At 67.8% G+C, this 15,661-nt stretch carries 11 protein-coding genes and 2 pseudogenes; 11 read left to right on the forward strand and 2 right to left on the reverse strand.

Annotated features, from left to right (window positions below):
* A pseudogene (locus ACO1BU_RS32180) lies at positions 1-203 on the reverse strand (IS110 family transposase); the annotation flags it as partial.
* A gap of 352 nt (positions 204-555) precedes the next feature.
* Here ACO1BU_RS32180 and ACO1BU_RS32185 point away from each other — a divergent pair.
* From ACO1BU_RS32185 to ACO1BU_RS32235, 11 genes are all read left to right on the forward strand, one after another.
* On the forward strand, positions 556-1,254 hold the full coding sequence (locus ACO1BU_RS32185) for a GntR family transcriptional regulator (protein WP_424140031.1): 699 nt from the start codon (positions 556-558) through the stop codon (positions 1,252-1,254).
* 8 nt (positions 1,255-1,262) lie between these two features.
* Positions 1,263-2,450 carry an acyl-CoA dehydrogenase family protein gene (locus ACO1BU_RS32190; RefSeq protein WP_424140032.1) on the forward strand — a complete coding sequence of 396 codons (1,188 nt, stop codon included), beginning with the start codon at positions 1,263-1,265 and terminating at the stop codon, positions 2,448-2,450.
* Positions 2,450-3,247 carry an enoyl-CoA hydratase/isomerase family protein gene (locus ACO1BU_RS32195; RefSeq protein ID WP_424140033.1) on the forward strand — a complete coding sequence of 266 codons (798 nt, stop codon included), beginning with the start codon at positions 2,450-2,452 and terminating at the stop codon, positions 3,245-3,247. Before ACO1BU_RS32190 ends, ACO1BU_RS32195 begins: the two co-directional genes overlap by 1 nt.
* Positions 3,244-4,956 carry an FAD-binding protein gene (locus ACO1BU_RS32200; protein ID WP_424140034.1) on the forward strand — a complete coding sequence of 571 codons (1,713 nt, stop codon included), beginning with the start codon at positions 3,244-3,246 and terminating at the stop codon, positions 4,954-4,956. Before ACO1BU_RS32195 ends, ACO1BU_RS32200 begins: the two co-directional genes overlap by 4 nt.
* Positions 4,957-4,966: 10 nt before the next feature.
* Positions 4,967-6,214, forward strand: coding sequence for a CaiB/BaiF CoA transferase family protein (locus tag ACO1BU_RS32205; RefSeq protein ID WP_424140035.1), 1,248 nt, complete (start codon positions 4,967-4,969; stop codon positions 6,212-6,214).
* 60 nt (positions 6,215-6,274) lie between these two features.
* Positions 6,275-7,261, forward strand: a complete 987-nt coding sequence (locus tag ACO1BU_RS32210; protein WP_424140036.1) for a tripartite tricarboxylate transporter substrate binding protein — start codon at positions 6,275-6,277, stop codon at positions 7,259-7,261.
* Positions 7,262-7,264: 3 nt separating this feature from the next.
* The gene (locus ACO1BU_RS32215; RefSeq protein WP_424140037.1) at positions 7,265-8,917 is read left to right on the forward strand and encodes a GMC family oxidoreductase; all 1,653 of its coding nucleotides are present in this window, start codon (positions 7,265-7,267) and stop codon (positions 8,915-8,917) included.
* On the forward strand, positions 8,914-9,738 hold the full coding sequence (locus tag ACO1BU_RS32220; RefSeq protein ID WP_424140038.1) for an enoyl-CoA hydratase/isomerase family protein: 825 nt from the start codon (positions 8,914-8,916) through the stop codon (positions 9,736-9,738). Before ACO1BU_RS32215 ends, ACO1BU_RS32220 begins: the two co-directional genes overlap by 4 nt.
* A 337-nt stretch (positions 9,739-10,075) precedes the next feature.
* Entirely contained in the window at positions 10,076-11,890 is a 1,815-nt protein-coding gene (locus ACO1BU_RS32225) for an amidohydrolase family protein (protein ID WP_424140039.1), read from the forward strand.
* 25 nt (positions 11,891-11,915) lie between these two features.
* The gene (locus ACO1BU_RS32230) at positions 11,916-12,932 is read left to right on the forward strand and encodes a TRAP transporter substrate-binding protein (RefSeq protein ID WP_424140040.1); all 1,017 of its coding nucleotides are present in this window, start codon (positions 11,916-11,918) and stop codon (positions 12,930-12,932) included.
* Between the two features lie 46 nt (positions 12,933-12,978).
* On the forward strand, positions 12,979-14,847 hold the full coding sequence (locus ACO1BU_RS32235; RefSeq protein WP_424140041.1) for a TRAP transporter large permease: 1,869 nt from the start codon (positions 12,979-12,981) through the stop codon (positions 14,845-14,847).
* Between the two features lie 363 nt (positions 14,848-15,210).
* On the opposite strand, the pseudogene ACO1BU_RS32240 reads toward ACO1BU_RS32235, so the two are convergent.
* Positions 15,211-15,466: pseudogene (locus ACO1BU_RS32240) on the reverse strand (transketolase); the annotation flags it as partial.
* Between the last annotated feature and the right edge of the window lie 195 nt (positions 15,467-15,661).

The raw sequence follows: 15,661 nt of genomic DNA on the forward strand, positions 1-15,661 counted from the left end.
AGCTTGCCGATCTCCCGTGCCCAATGGTGTACTCCGCCACAAGCCTCCAGCGCCACAACACACGGCGCCTGCCCCGCGAAGAACTCGAGTACTTTGGCCCGCGCCAGGCGCTTGCGAAGCACCACCCGCCCGCCCGCATCAGCGCCATGGGCCTGGAATACCTGCTTCGCAATGTCGAGCCCGATCGTGCTAGCCTGTCCCACGGACGCCTCCTTTGGTGGTTGCTCAACACCTCCACCTTGGCACGTCGATGCCGTCGGGGGGCGTCCACCCCATCAAGGTGTTCCGGAGTAGATGCCATCGGTCCGTCACCTGCCGCGCCTGTGGCGCTCCCTCTGTCGCGCCGCGGGCATACTCGGTCGATCTGCCGCGGGGGCATCGCCAAATTGGCCGGCCTCCAGTTTGACGACGCCACCACCGCCCACCGGACCTGCCCGCCTGGGAAGGCCGTCTTGACGCCTGCCCTCCAAGGAGGCCGACGCGGCGGGGACCAGAATGCCCGAATCACATCCTCGCCTGGTTGACAATGAAAATAGAATTGCCGACACTCTATTGATGATTGCAGACCACCCCCGGGTAGCAGATGCTGCTCCAGCGGCCAGCTTCGTCGCGACCATGCGCCTGCTGGAAGGCATGATCCTGAAAGGGGAAGTGCAGCCGGGGGAACGACTGAACGAGCTCGCCCTCTCCCGGACCCTAGGAATCTCCCGCTCTGCCCTCCGGGAGGCGGTGCGCGGGCTGGAGCAGATGGCGTTGGTCGAGGTGGTCCCGAACCGCGGCGTTTTGGTGCGGAGCCTTTCGGTCAAGGATGCGCTTGATCTCTATGATCTGCGCGCTGCGCTGTTCCGCGCCGCCGCGCGCCTTGTAGCGCAGCGCGCCACGGCGGCGGCGATCGCAAACCTGCGCGCCATCGACGATGCAATGGCTGATGCTGCCTCTGAGGAACGCTTCAACGATTATTACGACCGCAATCTCGACTTCCACGCCGCGCTGATGCAGGCCAGTGCCAACCCACCGCTCGCGCAGGCCTATGCCAATGCGACCAAGGGCCTGCACCTCTTCCGCAAGCGCACGCTGCTGCACCCGGCGCAGCTCGATCTGTCGCGGCGAGAGCATGACCGAATCCTGGCGGCTCTTGAGGCGCGCGATGCCACGGCCGCGGGACAGGCGGCGGAGCGGCATATCAATCTCGGCCGCAGCCGCATGCTCGAAACACTCGGCTCTGTACCCGGCCGAATAGGAAAGCAGGAGTGAAGCGTTCCATGAATCATGCTGCCACTCGAACCGAGGATCGGCTGTCCGAGGCTGATCTGGCGCCCTATTTGGACGCCGCGACGCTGGAGTGGCGGCGCAACGTGGACGCCGTGCTGCGACGCCACGCGCCCCCCGAGTACATCCATCGCGCCGACGAGGAGAAGCGCTTCCCCGAGGAGGCGATCCGAGCGATGGCGGAAGCCGGCTGGTTCGCCGTGACCCTACCCGAGGAGCATGGCGGTGTCGGCAGCTATATGGAAATGGCGGCGCTGCTCGAGATGCTGGGCCGCCATTCCATCGGCTTGGCCCGGCACTGGAACATCACCTGCAACATGGTGGGCGGCGCCATCGCCGCCTTCGCGCCCGAGCTGGCGGGGCGCCTGCTGCCGGACGTCGCCGAAGGGCGGATGTTCTTCGCCTTCGCTCTGTCGGAAACGGAGGCCGGATCCGACGCCGCGCGCCTCCGCACGGTGGGTGAAGTACAGGGCGACGAGGTGGTGATTACCGGCGCCAAGACCTGGATCACGGGGGCCCTGCAAGCCAACTACATCCTCACTGCCTGCCGCACAGATCGCAGCGGCAGCAAACATGATGGCATCAGCCTGTTCCTCGTGCCGCGCGATGTGCCCGGACTGACCATCCGGCCCATCGACCTACTGGGCGGCCACGCCATCCGCACCTGCGAGCTACATTTTGACGGGGTGCGCGTACCGATGGCCAACCGCGTCGGCGAGCTGCACCGCGGCTGGCGCCAGTTGATGAGCGTGTTGGCAAAGGAGCGCGTCGCCCTCTCCGCCATCTGCGTCGGCGCTGCCCAGGCTGCCTGCGACCAGGCGCTGGAATATGCCCGCACGCGCGAGCAGTTCGGCCGGCCTATCGGCGCCTTCCAGGCCGTCGCGCACAAGCTCGCCGAGATGCAGACGCGCATCGATGCCGCGCGCCTCCTGACCTACCGCGCCGCGCGGCTCCTGGCCGATGGCCATCCCTGCGCACGGGAATCCAGCCAGGCGAAGGTCTTCGCCGCCGATACCTATGTCCAAGTTGCCGCCGACGGCGTGCAGGTGCTCGGGGCCAACGGATACGCCATGGAAAACGCCATGCAGCGACACTACCGGGAGGCGAAGTTGTTCCAGATCTTCGGCGGCACCAGCGAAATCCAGCGCAACATCATCGCGCGTACCATGGGGCTCGGCTAATGCGGGAGGTCGAGCATATCGCTACCTCGCTCTTGGGAGGCATCGCCCGCTTCCGGGTGGAGCGGCCGCAGCGCCGCAACGCGCTGACCGGTGGAATGTACCGCGGGCTGGCGGCGTTGATCCGGGAGGCTGGGGAGGATCCGGCCGTGCGCTGCATCATCATCGAGGGCTCCAACGGCATCTTCACGTCGGGCTCGGACATCAACGCCTTCCTCGACGTCACGCCGGAGCAGCGGGAGGCGCATTTTGCGCTGGTGGCGGACCTCTTCCTCGCACCATCGCGCGCGGCAAAGCCCGTGGTCGCGGCAGTGGCTGGGCATGCGCTGGGCGGAGGCACCGGCCTCGCCGCAGCCTGCGATCTGGTGGTGGCGGAGGAGAATGCTGTCTTCGGCCTGCCGGAGATCCGCCTCGGCCTCTGGCCCTGCACGCTGCTGCCCGCGGTGATCCGCGCCGTGGGCCCCCGCCGCGCCTACGAGATGTCGCTGCTTGGCGAGACGTTGAGCGCCGAGCAGGCACACCAAGCCGGGCTGGTGACGCGCGTGGTGCCGCGCGGCGGGCTGGAGGCGGCCGTGCAGGAGCTGGCCGAGAAGATCGCGGCGCTGCCGCCCGTCTCGGTCGCCTCGGGCAAGCGCGCCTTCCAGGATTGCCTGTCGCTGGAGTTCAACACGGCCACGGCCTTCATGGGCCGCGCCATGGCGCTGAACAGCGCCGGAGCCGAGGCGCGAGAAGGGATCGCCGCCTTCCTCGAGAAGCGCACCCCTGCCTGGACGGTCGCTGGCGCTGGAGCCTATCCATGACGAGCCTTCCCTTCGAGATCGTGACCGCCGACGCCGATGTCGTCGTCGCCGGCGCCGGCGGCGCCGCCTCGCGTGCCGCGCTCTCCGCCGCCCAGGCGGGCGCGCGCGTGCTGCTTCTCGCCAAGGCACCGCTGCACAGCGGCGGCTCCTCCGTGCATGGCGCGTCCGAGATCATGGGCATCAATGCCGCAGCCGGCTTCGGCGACGAGCGCGACGCGCCAGAGGTGCATTACGAGGACACGATGCGCCTGGCGCGCGGCTTCGTCGATGCATCCCTCGTGCGGGTGCTGGCCGAGGAAGCCCCGTCGCGCATACGCGAACTGGTCGAACTCGGCGTGCCCTTCGACCGGAACGGCAACCGGTACAGCCTGATCCGCTCCGACTTCAACTCCTACGGCCGCGCGATGACCGCCCAGGGCCGCACCGGCCGCGCCATCGTGGATGCGCTGACGGGCGCCGTGGTCGAAGCGGGTGTACGGGTTGAAGCGCCCTGCATGCTGGCCGACATCCTGCGCGACGCGGAGGGCCATGTCTGCGGCGCCCTCGCCTGGGACCTGACGAGACACCGCTTCCTCCATATCCGGACCCCGGCCGTCGTGCTCGGCTCTGGCGGAGTGCATGGCGCCTTCAGCCAGCAAGTCTCCACGGCAGAGATGACCGGCGACGGCCAGGCGATCGCATTCCGGCACGGCGCGGAGCTGGTGAACCTGGAGTTCCACCAGTTCGGCCCGGCGATGATCCACCCCCATGTGCAGCTCTTCTCCAAATCCATTTTCGTGCTGGATCCGGAGATCACCAATGCCGAGGGTGAGGTCTTCCTCCCACGCTACCTGCCCGAGGGGGTGAGCGTCGAGGCGGTGCTGCACGAGAAGGTGTTCCCCTTCACCACCTCGAACATCTCCCGCTACCTCGACACCGCGATGCATCGCGAGATCGCGGAGGGACGCGGCACGGAGCGCGGCGGTGTCTGGTTCTCCTTTACGCATCAGCCGCGCGAGCGCCTCGCGGCGGGCGCGCCGAACACCTTCCGCTGGCTGAGTGAGCGCGGGCTGGACATGGCGAAGGACCGCTTCGAAGTGGGCATCGCCTTCCAGTGCATGAATGGCGGCGTGCGCATGACAGGGCCCGACGCGCAGTCCACCATTCCCGGCCTGTTCGTCTGCGGAGAGGTGGCGGGCGGCGTGCGCGGACCGGATCGTCCCGGCGGCAACTCCCTCTGTGAAGGACAGGTATTCGGCCATTGCGCCGGGCGCGGCGCGGCCGGCGAGGCGGCGCGGCACGGCCGTCCGGCCGAGCCGGCCACGCTGGCCGCCAGCCTGGACGACCTCGCCGCCGCCTTCGCGCGGCCAGCGGATCCGGAACTGTCTGAGATGGGCGATGCCATCCGGGCCGGCATGCAGGCGCAGTGCCTGGTGGAGAAGAGCGAGGCGGGGCTTTCCGCCGTGCGCGAAACCGCCCGCACGGCGCGCCGCGAGATCGGCGCACGGCTCGCCCTCACGCCCGAGACTGTGGCCAGCGGCCTCTCTCTGCGCAACCTCGCCCTGGTCGCAGAGCTGGTGCTGAATTCCTGTATCACCCGCGACGAGACGCGCGGCGCGCATAACCGCGTCGATCGCCCGGAGCGTGATGACGCGCGCCATGGTCATTCCTACGTCGCGACGCGCGACGGCGAGGACGGCATCGCGCTTCATCCGCTGACCTATGCCTGAGGAGGCGAGGATGACCGAGAACACCGCACGACGCATGCCACTGGCCGGCATCCGCATCCTCGACCTGACGGTGATGACCGCGGGACCGGTCTGCACCATGCTGCTCGCTGATCTGGGCGCGGATGTGATCAAGGTGGAGGAGGCGGAGGCAGGCGACCTGTCCCGCAAACTCGGCACCGTCTTCCTGAACGGCGAGAGCGCGCAGTTCCTGTCGCAGAACCGCAACAAGCGATCCCTGCGGCTGGACCTGAAGAACCCCGCGGGGCGGGAAGCACTGCTGCGCATGGCGGCACAGTGCGATGTGGTCGTGGAGAATTTCCGTCCCGGCACGCTGGATCGGCTGGGCGTCGGCTACGAGGCCATCCGCGCAGTACGGCCGGACGTGATCTTTGCATCTTCTTCAGCCTTCGGGCAGGACGGGCCCTATGCCCATCTGCCGGCCAATGATCCGGTGATCCAGGCGCTGTCCGGCCTCATGGCGATGACCGGCGAGGCCGGAGGGCCGCCCGCGCGCATCGGCAACCCCTATCCCGATTTCGGTGCCGCCGCACTGCTCGCCTTCGGCATCACTTCGGCGCTGCTGCACCGGATGCGGACCGGCGAGGGCCAGCGCGTCACCACATCCCTCCTGGAGGGCGCCGTGTTCGCCTCGATCCCGCGCGACATCGAGACGTTGCAGACCGGCAAGGCCCCACCGCGGCTGGGAACCGGGCACCCGACCTTCGTGCCCTATCAGGCCTTCCAAGCTGGCGATGGCGGCTGGTTTTTCCTGTCCTGCTTCACTGAGAAGTTTTGGCGCAACCTGTGCATAGCGTTGGAGCGGCCCGAATGGCGCGACGATCCGCGCTTCGCCACCAACCCCGCCCGCTGTACCCATCGCGATGCGCTGATCGCCCTGCTGGAGGCCCGCTTCACCGAGTTGCCGCGCGGCGAATGGCTGGCCCGGCTCGGAGCCGCACAGGTACCGGCGGCGCCGATCCAGGATCTGCACGAGGCCCTGCGCTCCGACCCGCAGCTCGCGCATGCCAGCATGCTGGTGCCGTTCGAGCACCCGACCGCGGGCCCGATTGAGACACTAGCCTCGCCGGTACGCCTTTCGGCATCCCCGCCCGATTACCGCCGTCCGCCGCCGCGCCTCGGCGAGCACAGCGTGGAGGTACTGGCGGAATTCGGCTTCGTGCCGGCCGAGGTGCGCGCCCTGCAGGAAGCCGGGGCCGTGCGGGCCCTGGAAGGAGAGCGGGAGAACGCCGCCGCCTGAGACATGCGTGAAGTCCGACCAGCACCAACAAGCCGGCGGAACGGAGGAAGAGGAAAAGAGATGACGAACCTCATGGAGCGGCGTGGTCTGCTGTCGAGCGCATTGCTCGCTACCCCGGCCCTGGCGCTACCCGGGCGCGCAACCGGTGCCGCAGCCGCCGAGGCCGGCGGATGGACGCCGCAGCGGCCCGTCCAGATCATCGTGGGCTTCGCCCCCGGTGGCGCCTCCGACATCGTGGCGCGCGGCATCGCCCAGGCAGCGCAGGATGTCTTTCCGGTGCCGGTGGTTGTCGTCAACAAGCCGGGCGCGGCCGGCGTCCTGGCCGCGCAGCAGGTGGCCCGCGGCCCCGCCGACGGCACGCAGGTCGTGCTCTCCGGCGGGTCCGAGACCACCTCCGTGCCGCACTACCGGGAGGTGCCCTACCGCCCCTTCGAGGATTTCCGGCACTTCCTCCTGCTGGCCCGGTATCCCCTCTTCCTCTGCGTGCGGGCGGATAGCCCCTATAGCAGCCTTGGCGCGCTGATGGCGGCTGCGAAGGAGAAGCCGGGATCCTTGTCACACGGCTCGTCCGGCGTCGGCTCGCTCTACCACTCGGCCTTCGTGGTGCTGAACAAGCGTGCCGGAACGGAGATGCTGCACGTTCCCTATACTGGCGGCGGCCCGACCCTGCTGGCGCTGGCGGCGGGCGAGATCACCGCGGCCTTTGGCAGCCCCGATGAATTCAAGGGGCTCTTGGAAGGGGGCACGCTGCGGCTGCTGGCGGTTGCCTCGCGCGAGCGCATTCCAGGCTTCGAGACAGTTCCGACCATGATAGAGAGCGGCCTGGACGTGTTCATCGAGAACATGAAGGGCCTCTCCGCACCGTCCGCCACGCCCGCCGCAATCGTCGAAGGGCTGCGCTCCGGTTTCAGCGCGGCGCTGGAGACGCCCAGCTGGAAACGCTTCGCCGAGGCGAGCGGAACCATCACCGCCGCGCGCGGCGTCGACTACACAGGAGATCTGCGCGCAATGTCGGACACCATCGCCGCCGCGCTGCGGACCGGCTGAGCCATGCCGGAGGGAATGGCCGCGGCGGGGAAGCACCCGGGCCAGGCGGCGGCGCTCGATGCAGGCGAGGCCGATTTCGTGGTGATCGGGGCAGGCGCGGCGGGCTGCGTCCTGGCCAACCGCCTGACCGCGTCCGGCCGGCACAGCGTCCGGCTGCTGGAAGCCGGAGGTCCGGACCGCCATCCCTGGATCAAGGTGCCGGCCGGGTTCAGCCGCACCATCCACAACAAGAGCCTGAACTGGGGTTATGTCACGGCCGCCTCGGCGGGCACGGCGGAACGTGCCATCCCCTTCCCGCGCGGCCGCGTGGTCGGCGGCTCCAGCTCGATCAACGGGCATCTCTATGTGCGCGGGCAGGCGGCGGATTACGACCTCTGGGCCCAGCGTGGCTGCCGCGGCTGGTCCTGGGAGGAGGTGCTGCCGTATTTCCGGCGGGCCGAGACGCGGCCGGGCGGTGACCCCGCCCTGCGCGGGCACGACGGACCGCTTAGCGTCACCGACCAAGCTGATCCGCACCCGCTGACGACAGCCTTCCTGGAGGCGGCCACGCGGCTCGGGCTGCCGCGCAATCCGGATTACAACAGCGGCAACCAGGAGGGCTGCTTCCTCTACCAGCAGTTGCTGCGTGGCGGCCGGCGCTGGAGCGCGGCGGATGCCTACCTGCGTCCCGCGCTGCGCCGCCCGGAATTGCAGATGACCACGCGTGCCCTCGTCGAGGGCATCGCCTTCGAGGGACGTCGCGCCACCGGCGTCTTCTACCGGCGCGGCGACACGCGCTTCCTGGTGCGGGCACGGCGGCAGGTCGTGCTGGCAGCCGGCGCAATCAACTCGCCGCATCTTCTGCAGCTCTCCGGCATCGGCGATCCGGATTGGCTCATGCCACTCGGCATCCCAGTGCGCCAAGCCATGCCGGAGGTGGGGCGCAACCTGCGCGACCACTACGCAGCCCGCATTGCCGTGCGGCTGCGTGGCGCGGCGAGCCTTAATGAACGCGCCCATGGCCTGCGGCTGATGCGGGAGGTGCTGCGCTACGCCATCAGCCGTCGCGGCATCCTGGCCACCAGCCCCGCCCATGGCGGCGCATTCCTACGGACGCGCCCGGAGTTGGCCTATCCCGACCTGCAGCTGCTGTTTGCCCCGGCCAGCTACTCCACCCTCCGCTTCGGCGCTGGCCTGCTGGAGCGGGAGCCGGGCATGACTTGCGGCGCCGCACAACTCCGGCCGGAAAGCCACGGTCATGTGCGCGCCCTCAGCACCGACCCTGCTGCCCTGCCGGAGATCCAGCCAAATTACCTGGCCGACCCCATGGACCAAGCGACGCTGCTGGCCGGCTTGCGCTTCGTCCGCACCCTGTTCCGCACCGAGCCCCTGGCGGCGGTGGTCGACCACGAGACCTTTCCGGGCGCCAGCATGCCCGACGAGGCGCTGCTCGATCATGCGCGGCGGACCGGCGCCACCGTGTACCACCCCGTCGGAACCTGCCGCATGGGGTCCGACCCGGGCGCGGTGGTTGATCCATCGCTACGGGTGCCCGGATTTGAAGGGCTGCGGATCTGCGACGCCTCGGTGATGCCGACCATGGTGTCGGGCAACACCTACGCGGCGACGGTGATGATCGCCGAGAAGGCATCCGACATCTTGTTGGCGGGGACATGATGATGCCGCACGGTGCACAGGACGGACCGCGCCGATGGCCCGAGGCGCTGCCCGGTCTCAGCCTGTCGCGCCAGGATGCGGTGGTGCTGCTGCGCATCAATGCGCCGCCGCTGAATCTTTTGACGCAGGTGATCCGCCGCTCCCTCGGCGATGCCTTTCTGGCAGCGGCCGCGGATGACAGCGTGCGCTGCGTCGTCTTCCTGCCGGGCCCCGCACATCTTTGCGCCGGCGCCGATCTGAGCGAGTTCCCCGCCCGCCGCGATCCCGCCGTCGCGGCGGCCCATGCGGACAACGCCCAGCGCATGATCCTCGCCCTGGTTCGATGCCCGAAGCCGGTCCTGGTCGCAGCGGAGGGTGCCTGCCTGGGCGGCGGCTATGAGTTAGCGCTGGGCTGCGATCTCATCATCGCTGCGCGGAATGCGCGGGTCGGCCTGCCGGAGGTTCATCGCGGTGTCTGGCCGGGTACGGGGGGGCTGCCGCTGCTGGCGCGGCGGGTCGGCCCGGCGCGGGCCAAGGGGTTGGCCTGGGCCGGTGAGGTTCTGGAGGCGGAGCCGGCGTACCGGCAGGGGCTGGTGGACCAGCTGGTGGAGGCGGGCCAGGCGGAGACCGCGGCGGTGGAGCAGGCGGCACGCCTGGCCCATGCGCCGGCCGGCAGCGTGCGCGATATCAAATCCATGATCGACCATGCGTTCATTGCAGCTTTCCGCGCGCACCTCGCAGTCGAGCACGCTGCCTATGTCGAGGTCTTCGGCCGAGCCGACGCCACGGAGGGCTTCACCGCCTTCCGTGAGAAGCGGCCGCCGCGCTGGCTGCATCGCTGAACAACAACAAGGCACGGAGAGGGAAACGCGGAGATGAATCTATCGACCCGACGGGCCGGCTCAGGTCCTGCCGTGCTGGGCGCCTGCGTTCTCTACGGTGTCATGCAGCAGCCCGACGTGCCAGGACAGGATGTTGGCCCCGAGGTCCCCCGGCTGGTAATCGGTGACGGGTTTCTGGATCTGCCTAACAGGGGGAGGAAGCGGATGGACATCGCCTGGAGGCGGCAGTGCCCGCGGTGCGTGGCGCAGTGAGCGGCCAGCCCGATTTCCCGCCAAAGCCTCGCAGTGCAGCCGGCGTCTTCATAAAGATCGCCAGCCCGCATCGAGGCGAGCCGTAATGGCCGGCGAAGCGGACGGCGGCAGCAGGCCGCGCCTGGGCTTCATCGGCATTGGCCTGATGGGCACCGCGATGAGCTTGCGGCTGCTGGAGCGCGGCTGGTCGCTGAAGGTATGGAATCGCGAACGCCCGAATTTGGATCCGGTGCTGGCGGCTGGGGCTAAGGAGGCCGGCAGCCCGCGCGAGGTCGTCGAAGCCAGCGACATCGTCCTGCTCTGCGTGCTGGACACCCTAGCCGTGGAGACCTGTGTGTGGGGCGAGAACGGCGTCGCCGCGGCGGCCGGCGGTGCGCGATTGCTGGTTGACTTCTCGACGATCGACGCCGACGCAACCCGGGACTTCTCCGCCCGGTTACGGGGGAAGGCCGGGATGGGCTGGATCGACGCGCCAGTCTCCGGCGGCCCGGCAGCCGCACGCAGCGGCGCGCTGACCGTCATGGCCGGCGGAGAGGAGGAGGATTTACGGACCGCCGCAACCGTGCTCGCCGACCTCGCCGTCAATGTCACCCGCATGGGGCCGGTCGGCGCCGGGCAGGTGACGAAGGTCATAAACCAGGCGATCGTCGGCTCCGGCTTCGTGGTGATGGCTGAAGCATTGCACCTGGCCGAGGCGGCGGGCATCGATGCGGCAGCACTGCCCGCCTGCCTCGCCGGCGGCTTCGCCGACAGCGCCCTCCTGCAGCGCGTCTACCCGCTGATGCAGCGGCGCGCCTTCGATCCGCCGCTCGGATATTCGCGCCAACTCCTAAAGGACATGAGGGCGGTCCAGAGCTTCGCCCACGGGCTTGGGCTCGAACTGCCCATGGCCGAGACGGCGACCGAGCGCTTCTCCACCTATGTCGCCCAGGGCAACGGGCTGGCTGACAGCATTTCAATCATCCGCCTCTATGAAAGCGACCGCGAGGGCCGCCCCCGGAGCGAGGCACTGCCCATCATCGACGCGCACCAACATCTTTGGAATCTCGACGAAAACTATTACCCCTGGCTGTGCGATGCCGAGGCCGTCTCCTTCCGCTACGGCAACTACGGAGCCTTGCGCCGTAACTATCTTCCAAAGAATTACCGTGCGGACACGGCCCGGCACCGGATCGTCGGCACCGTGCATATCGAGGCGGAGTTCGATCCCTCGCGGCCCGTGGCAGAAACCGAATGGCTCGAATGCCTTGCCGCAAGCGAGGGATTGCCGACCGTCTGCGTCGCGCAGGCACATCTCGACGATCCGGAGGTGGAGACCGTTGTGGTGGCACAGGTTGCGCACTCCATGGTGCGTGGCATCCGCCACAAACCCCGCTCGGCAGCACGCCCGGAAGATGCAGCGCGTGGTGCCCCCGGCTCCATGGACGACCCGGCTTGGCGGCGCGGCTATGCGCTGCTCGCCCGTCACCGCCTCAGCTTCGATCTGCAGACACCCTGGTGGCACCTGGACGCCGCCTATGACCTGGCGCGGGATTTCCCCGAGACGCAGATCATCGTGAACCACACTGCCCTGCCGGCCGACCGCAGCGTCGAGGGACTGCGGGCTTGGCGCGCGGCACTGGCCGGTTTGGCGCGGGCACCGAATGTTGCCTTGAAGATCTCTGGACTTGGCGTCCCTGGCGAGCCCTGGCGCGCTGCCTCAAATGTGCCGATCATCCGTGACGCCGTCACGATTTTCGGCGCCGAACGGTGCCTGTTCGCCAGCAACTACCCGGTGGACAGCCTGGTCGGCAGCTTCGACGCGATCATAGATGGCTTCCTGCAGGCCATCTATGATCGACCGGAAGCAGAGCAGCGGCAGTTACTGCACGACAACGCGGTGCGACTCTATCGTATGTAAAACGCCCCGTCGGGAGGATAACGGAATGACAATCACTCGTAGAAAGCTCGGGCATCTCGCACTGGCCACGTCCGCCATTGCCGCTCCGGCGATCCGGACGCGCCCCGCCCAGGCGGCCGAGTTCAATTTCAAGTTCGCCACCAACCAGCCACTGACCCATCCCTCGAACACGCGAGCGCAGGAAGCGATTGGCCGGATCAAGGAACGGTCGGGCGGGCGGCTGAACATCCAGCTCTTCCCTAACAACCAACTCGGCGGGGACACCGAGATGCTGAGCCAGCTGCGCGCCGGCGGCATCCAGTTCTTCCTGCTCTCGGGCCTGGTGGTCCAGACCATCGTGCCGGCGGCCGGGGCGAATGGCATCGGCTTTGCCTTCAGCGACTATGACACGGTCTGGAAGGCGATGGACGGCGATTTCGGCGCTTACCTGCGCCAAAAGATGGACGGCGCCGGGCTCCACGTCTTCCCGAAGATCTGGGACAACGGCTTCCGGGAGATCACCTCCTCCTCGCGGCAGATTAAGTCGCCCGAGGACCTGCGGGGCTTCAAGATCCGTATCCCCGTCATGCCGCTGTCAACCTCTCTCTTCGAATCTTATGGCGCCGCGCCGGCCAGCATCAACATCAAGGAGGCCTATTCGGCGCTACAGACCAATCTGGTGGATGGCGAGGAGAACCCGCTGGCCATCATCTCCAACTGGAAATTCTACGAGGTGCAGAAGTATTGCAGCCTGACAGACCATATGTGGGATGGCTTCTGGCTGCTTTCCAACAAGCGCGCCTGGCAGCGGCTGCCGGCGGACCTGCAAAAGATCGTCTCGGACAACATGGACACCTCCGCGCAGCACCAGCGCACCGATATTCGTGATCTGAACAATCGGCTGCAATCAGAGCTGGAGAAGCAGGGGATGATCTTCAATCAGCCGGATAAGGCCGCATTCCGTGAGGTCCTGCGCAAGGCAGGCTTCTACGCCAAGTGGCGGGAGAGCTTCGGCCCCGAATGCTGGTCGCTGCTCGAGAAGTACACCGGCCCCCTCGCCTGAACGGAGCCGGCCCGCTGCCGAATCGGAAGAAACTGGAGTTCGCAGCATGAGCATCATCTCCCAGCCGGTCGAGGCCACGGAGCTTCCGCGCGGCACGCTGCTCGGCGTGACCGAGTCCGCTCTCACCGTGTTCACGGAAGGGGCTGCGGCCCTGCTGATGGTCGTGGAACTGGTGGTGCTCGGTGCGGGCGTCGCTGCGCGCTACTTGTTCGGCCATCCACTGGTCTGGTCGGACGAGCTGGCCTCGGTCCTGTTCCTCTGGCTCGCCATGTTCGGCTCGGTTATCGCGCTGCGCCGCAGCGAGCACATGCGGCTGACCATGCTGGTCAGCAACTTGCCCGCCCCCTGGCGGGGGCGGGTCGAGGCGCTGGGCGCGGCCATTACGGTGGCCTGCCTCATCGCCCTGCTCGCCCCCACCGTCGAATACGTCGATCTTGAGCGGGACGTTGTCACTCCAGCGCTGCAGATGAACAACGGGCTTCGCGTGGCCGCCATCTTGGTCGGCGGCGTATTGATGCTGGCCGAGTCGTTACTGCGGCTATTCCGGCACTCCCGCAGGGCCGACGCGCTGGGTGCTTCCGCCGTCGTCGGTGCTTTCTGCCTCGGGCTGTGGTTCGCCGCACCGCTGCTGGTGCCTCTTCAAAACATGAATCTGCTGCTGTTCTTCGTCGTCGGTGTCGGATTGTGTGTGCTGATCGGCACGCCGATCGCCTTCGCCTTCGGTGCTGCCACCATCGCCTATATCGCGGTAACCACCGACATGCCACTGAGCATTTTGGTGGGCCGGGTCGATGCCGGAATGTCGGAGCTGATCCTGCTGGCGGTACCGATGTTCATCTTCCTTGGCATGCTAATCGAGATCACAGGGCTGGCGCGGGCGCTTGTCAACTTCATGATCGCTCTACTCGGCCATGTGCGGGGCGGGCTGAGTTATGTGCTGCTGGCCGCGATGTATCTCGTCTCGGGCATCTCCGGCGCCAAGGCGGCGGACATGGCGGCGATCGTACCGGCGCTCTTCCCCGGCATGAAGGCGCGCGGCGCGCATCCGGGCGAGCTCGTGGCGCAGCTCGGGGCCTCCGGCGCAATGTCGGAGACGATCCCACCTAGCCTTGTCCTGATCACCATCGGCTCCGTCACCGGTGTGTCCATCGCCGGTTTGTTTACCGGTGGCATGTTGCCGGCCCTGGTTTGCGCGCTGGCGCTGGTTATCATGTGCCGGATCCGCTCGCGGCACGCGGGCGACTCCGTTACGAAGCGCGCGAGCTACCAGACCATGCTGCGCACCGGCCTCATCGCGCTGCCGGCCCTCGTCCTGCCCTTCTTGATTCGTGCAGCGGTGGTGGAGGGCGTTGCAACGGCCACGGAGGTTTCCACTGTCGGCGTGGTCTACACCATTCTGGCCGGGCTGCTGATTTACCGCCAGTTCGACGTTCGGCGGATCTATCCGATGCTGGTGGACACGGCGGCCTTGTCCGGCGCGATCCTGCTAATCATCGGCATGGCGACGGCGATGGGCTGGGCACTGACGCAGTCCGGCTTCAGCCAGCAACTCGTCTCAATGATGATCGCCATGCCGGGCGGAAAGATCGGCTTCTTCGCCGTTTCGATCCTGGCTTTCGCCGTGCTCGGCTCCTTGCTGGAGGGAATACCGGCGATCGTCCTGTTTGGCCCACTGCTGTTCCCGGCCGCCCGGGCGCTGGGCGTGAACGAGATCCATTACGCCATCACCGTGGTGCTGGCGATGGGGCTCGGCCTGTTCGCCCCCCCCTTCGGTCTGGGCTTCTACTTCTCCTGCGCCATCGGTGGCGCCGCACCCGACCAGGCCATGACGCGGATCTGGCCCTATCTCGGCATCCTTCTTCTGGCGGTCGTCGTGGTCGCGGCGGTTCCGTGGCTCTCGATCGGGCTGCTGTGAGAGAGCCGTGTCGGGCGGGCGCCCGGGGGCGCCCGCAGCGTAGCTGGATCTCAGCACAAGGGACGTCAGACGGCTCCGATTCTCCTATAATGGTCAAGGGCACGTTGGCGCTGAGTGTTGGGCGTTTGCCGGGCGGCAGAGATAGCCAAAGATATCGCGGACGACGAAGCGCTTGAGGCATCGGATAATCTCGAGCTTGCTCTTCCCCTCGGCGGTGCGTCGCCTGACGTAGTCAAGGTTCGGCTGGTGAGCGCGCATGCGCACGATGACCACGCGGTAGGGGGCGGCGTTTGTCGTCGAGCGAGACGGCCGGCCGTCCCTCCGGGCAGTCGTGCCGGTCGAATTGCTGCACCCGGGCAAGGTGCAGCACCGCGTAGAGCAGCATGGAGGCGTGGCCGACCGAGAGAACGAAGCGGTCCCGGTTCGGCCAGATCGGCAAGGCGGGGTCGTAGCGGAGCCACTCGTTCCACGGCGTGTAGGCGACAGGCGCCAGTCCCATCGGCGTGCCGGGATGGCCCGATTTCGCCTGCTGCACCGCGTCCATCGCCAGCGTTCGGATCGTGTTGATGCAGAGCTGGTCAAGATCCGGCTCCGCCCCGTGCGATGCTTCCTGCGCCATGTCGTATTCCCTTCGCGGCGTTCCGCCGCCGTGCACGCCGGCGGTGCTTGTCTTGCACGCAATCCGCAGGGATCTGTCAGCGCTCGCGCCAGAGCTGCCGTCACCCGCCGGCTGATGCTATCAGCCTATGCCGCCTCAAGGAGGGCAAGCACGGTTGCTGCACGACGGAAATGAAGCATGCGACGGCGGCTTGCG

This window comes from Roseomonas chloroacetimidivorans, assembly GCF_049629625.1.
GTDB classification, from domain to species: domain Bacteria; phylum Pseudomonadota; class Alphaproteobacteria; order Acetobacterales; family Acetobacteraceae; genus Roseomonas; species Roseomonas chloroacetimidivorans.

Coding starts and splice junctions, on each gene's coding strand:
- ACO1BU_RS32185 (WP_424140031.1), top strand. CDS start 556: ATGATTGCAGACCACCCCCGGGTAGCAGATGCTGCTCCAGCGGCCAGC.
- ACO1BU_RS32190 (WP_424140032.1), top strand. CDS start 1,263: ATGAATCATGCTGCCACTCGAACCGAGGATCGGCTGTCCGAGGCTGAT.
- ACO1BU_RS32195 (WP_424140033.1), top strand. CDS start 2,450: ATGCGGGAGGTCGAGCATATCGCTACCTCGCTCTTGGGAGGCATCGCC.
- ACO1BU_RS32200 (WP_424140034.1), top strand. CDS start 3,244: ATGACGAGCCTTCCCTTCGAGATCGTGACCGCCGACGCCGATGTCGTC.
- ACO1BU_RS32205 (WP_424140035.1), top strand. CDS start 4,967: ATGACCGAGAACACCGCACGACGCATGCCACTGGCCGGCATCCGCATC.
- ACO1BU_RS32210 (WP_424140036.1), top strand. CDS start 6,275: ATGACGAACCTCATGGAGCGGCGTGGTCTGCTGTCGAGCGCATTGCTC.
- ACO1BU_RS32215 (WP_424140037.1), top strand. CDS start 7,265: ATGCCGGAGGGAATGGCCGCGGCGGGGAAGCACCCGGGCCAGGCGGCG.
- ACO1BU_RS32220 (WP_424140038.1), top strand. CDS start 8,914: ATGATGATGCCGCACGGTGCACAGGACGGACCGCGCCGATGGCCCGAG.
- ACO1BU_RS32225 (WP_424140039.1), top strand. CDS start 10,076: ATGGCCGGCGAAGCGGACGGCGGCAGCAGGCCGCGCCTGGGCTTCATC.
- ACO1BU_RS32230 (WP_424140040.1), top strand. CDS start 11,916: ATGACAATCACTCGTAGAAAGCTCGGGCATCTCGCACTGGCCACGTCC.
- ACO1BU_RS32235 (WP_424140041.1), top strand. CDS start 12,979: ATGAGCATCATCTCCCAGCCGGTCGAGGCCACGGAGCTTCCGCGCGGC.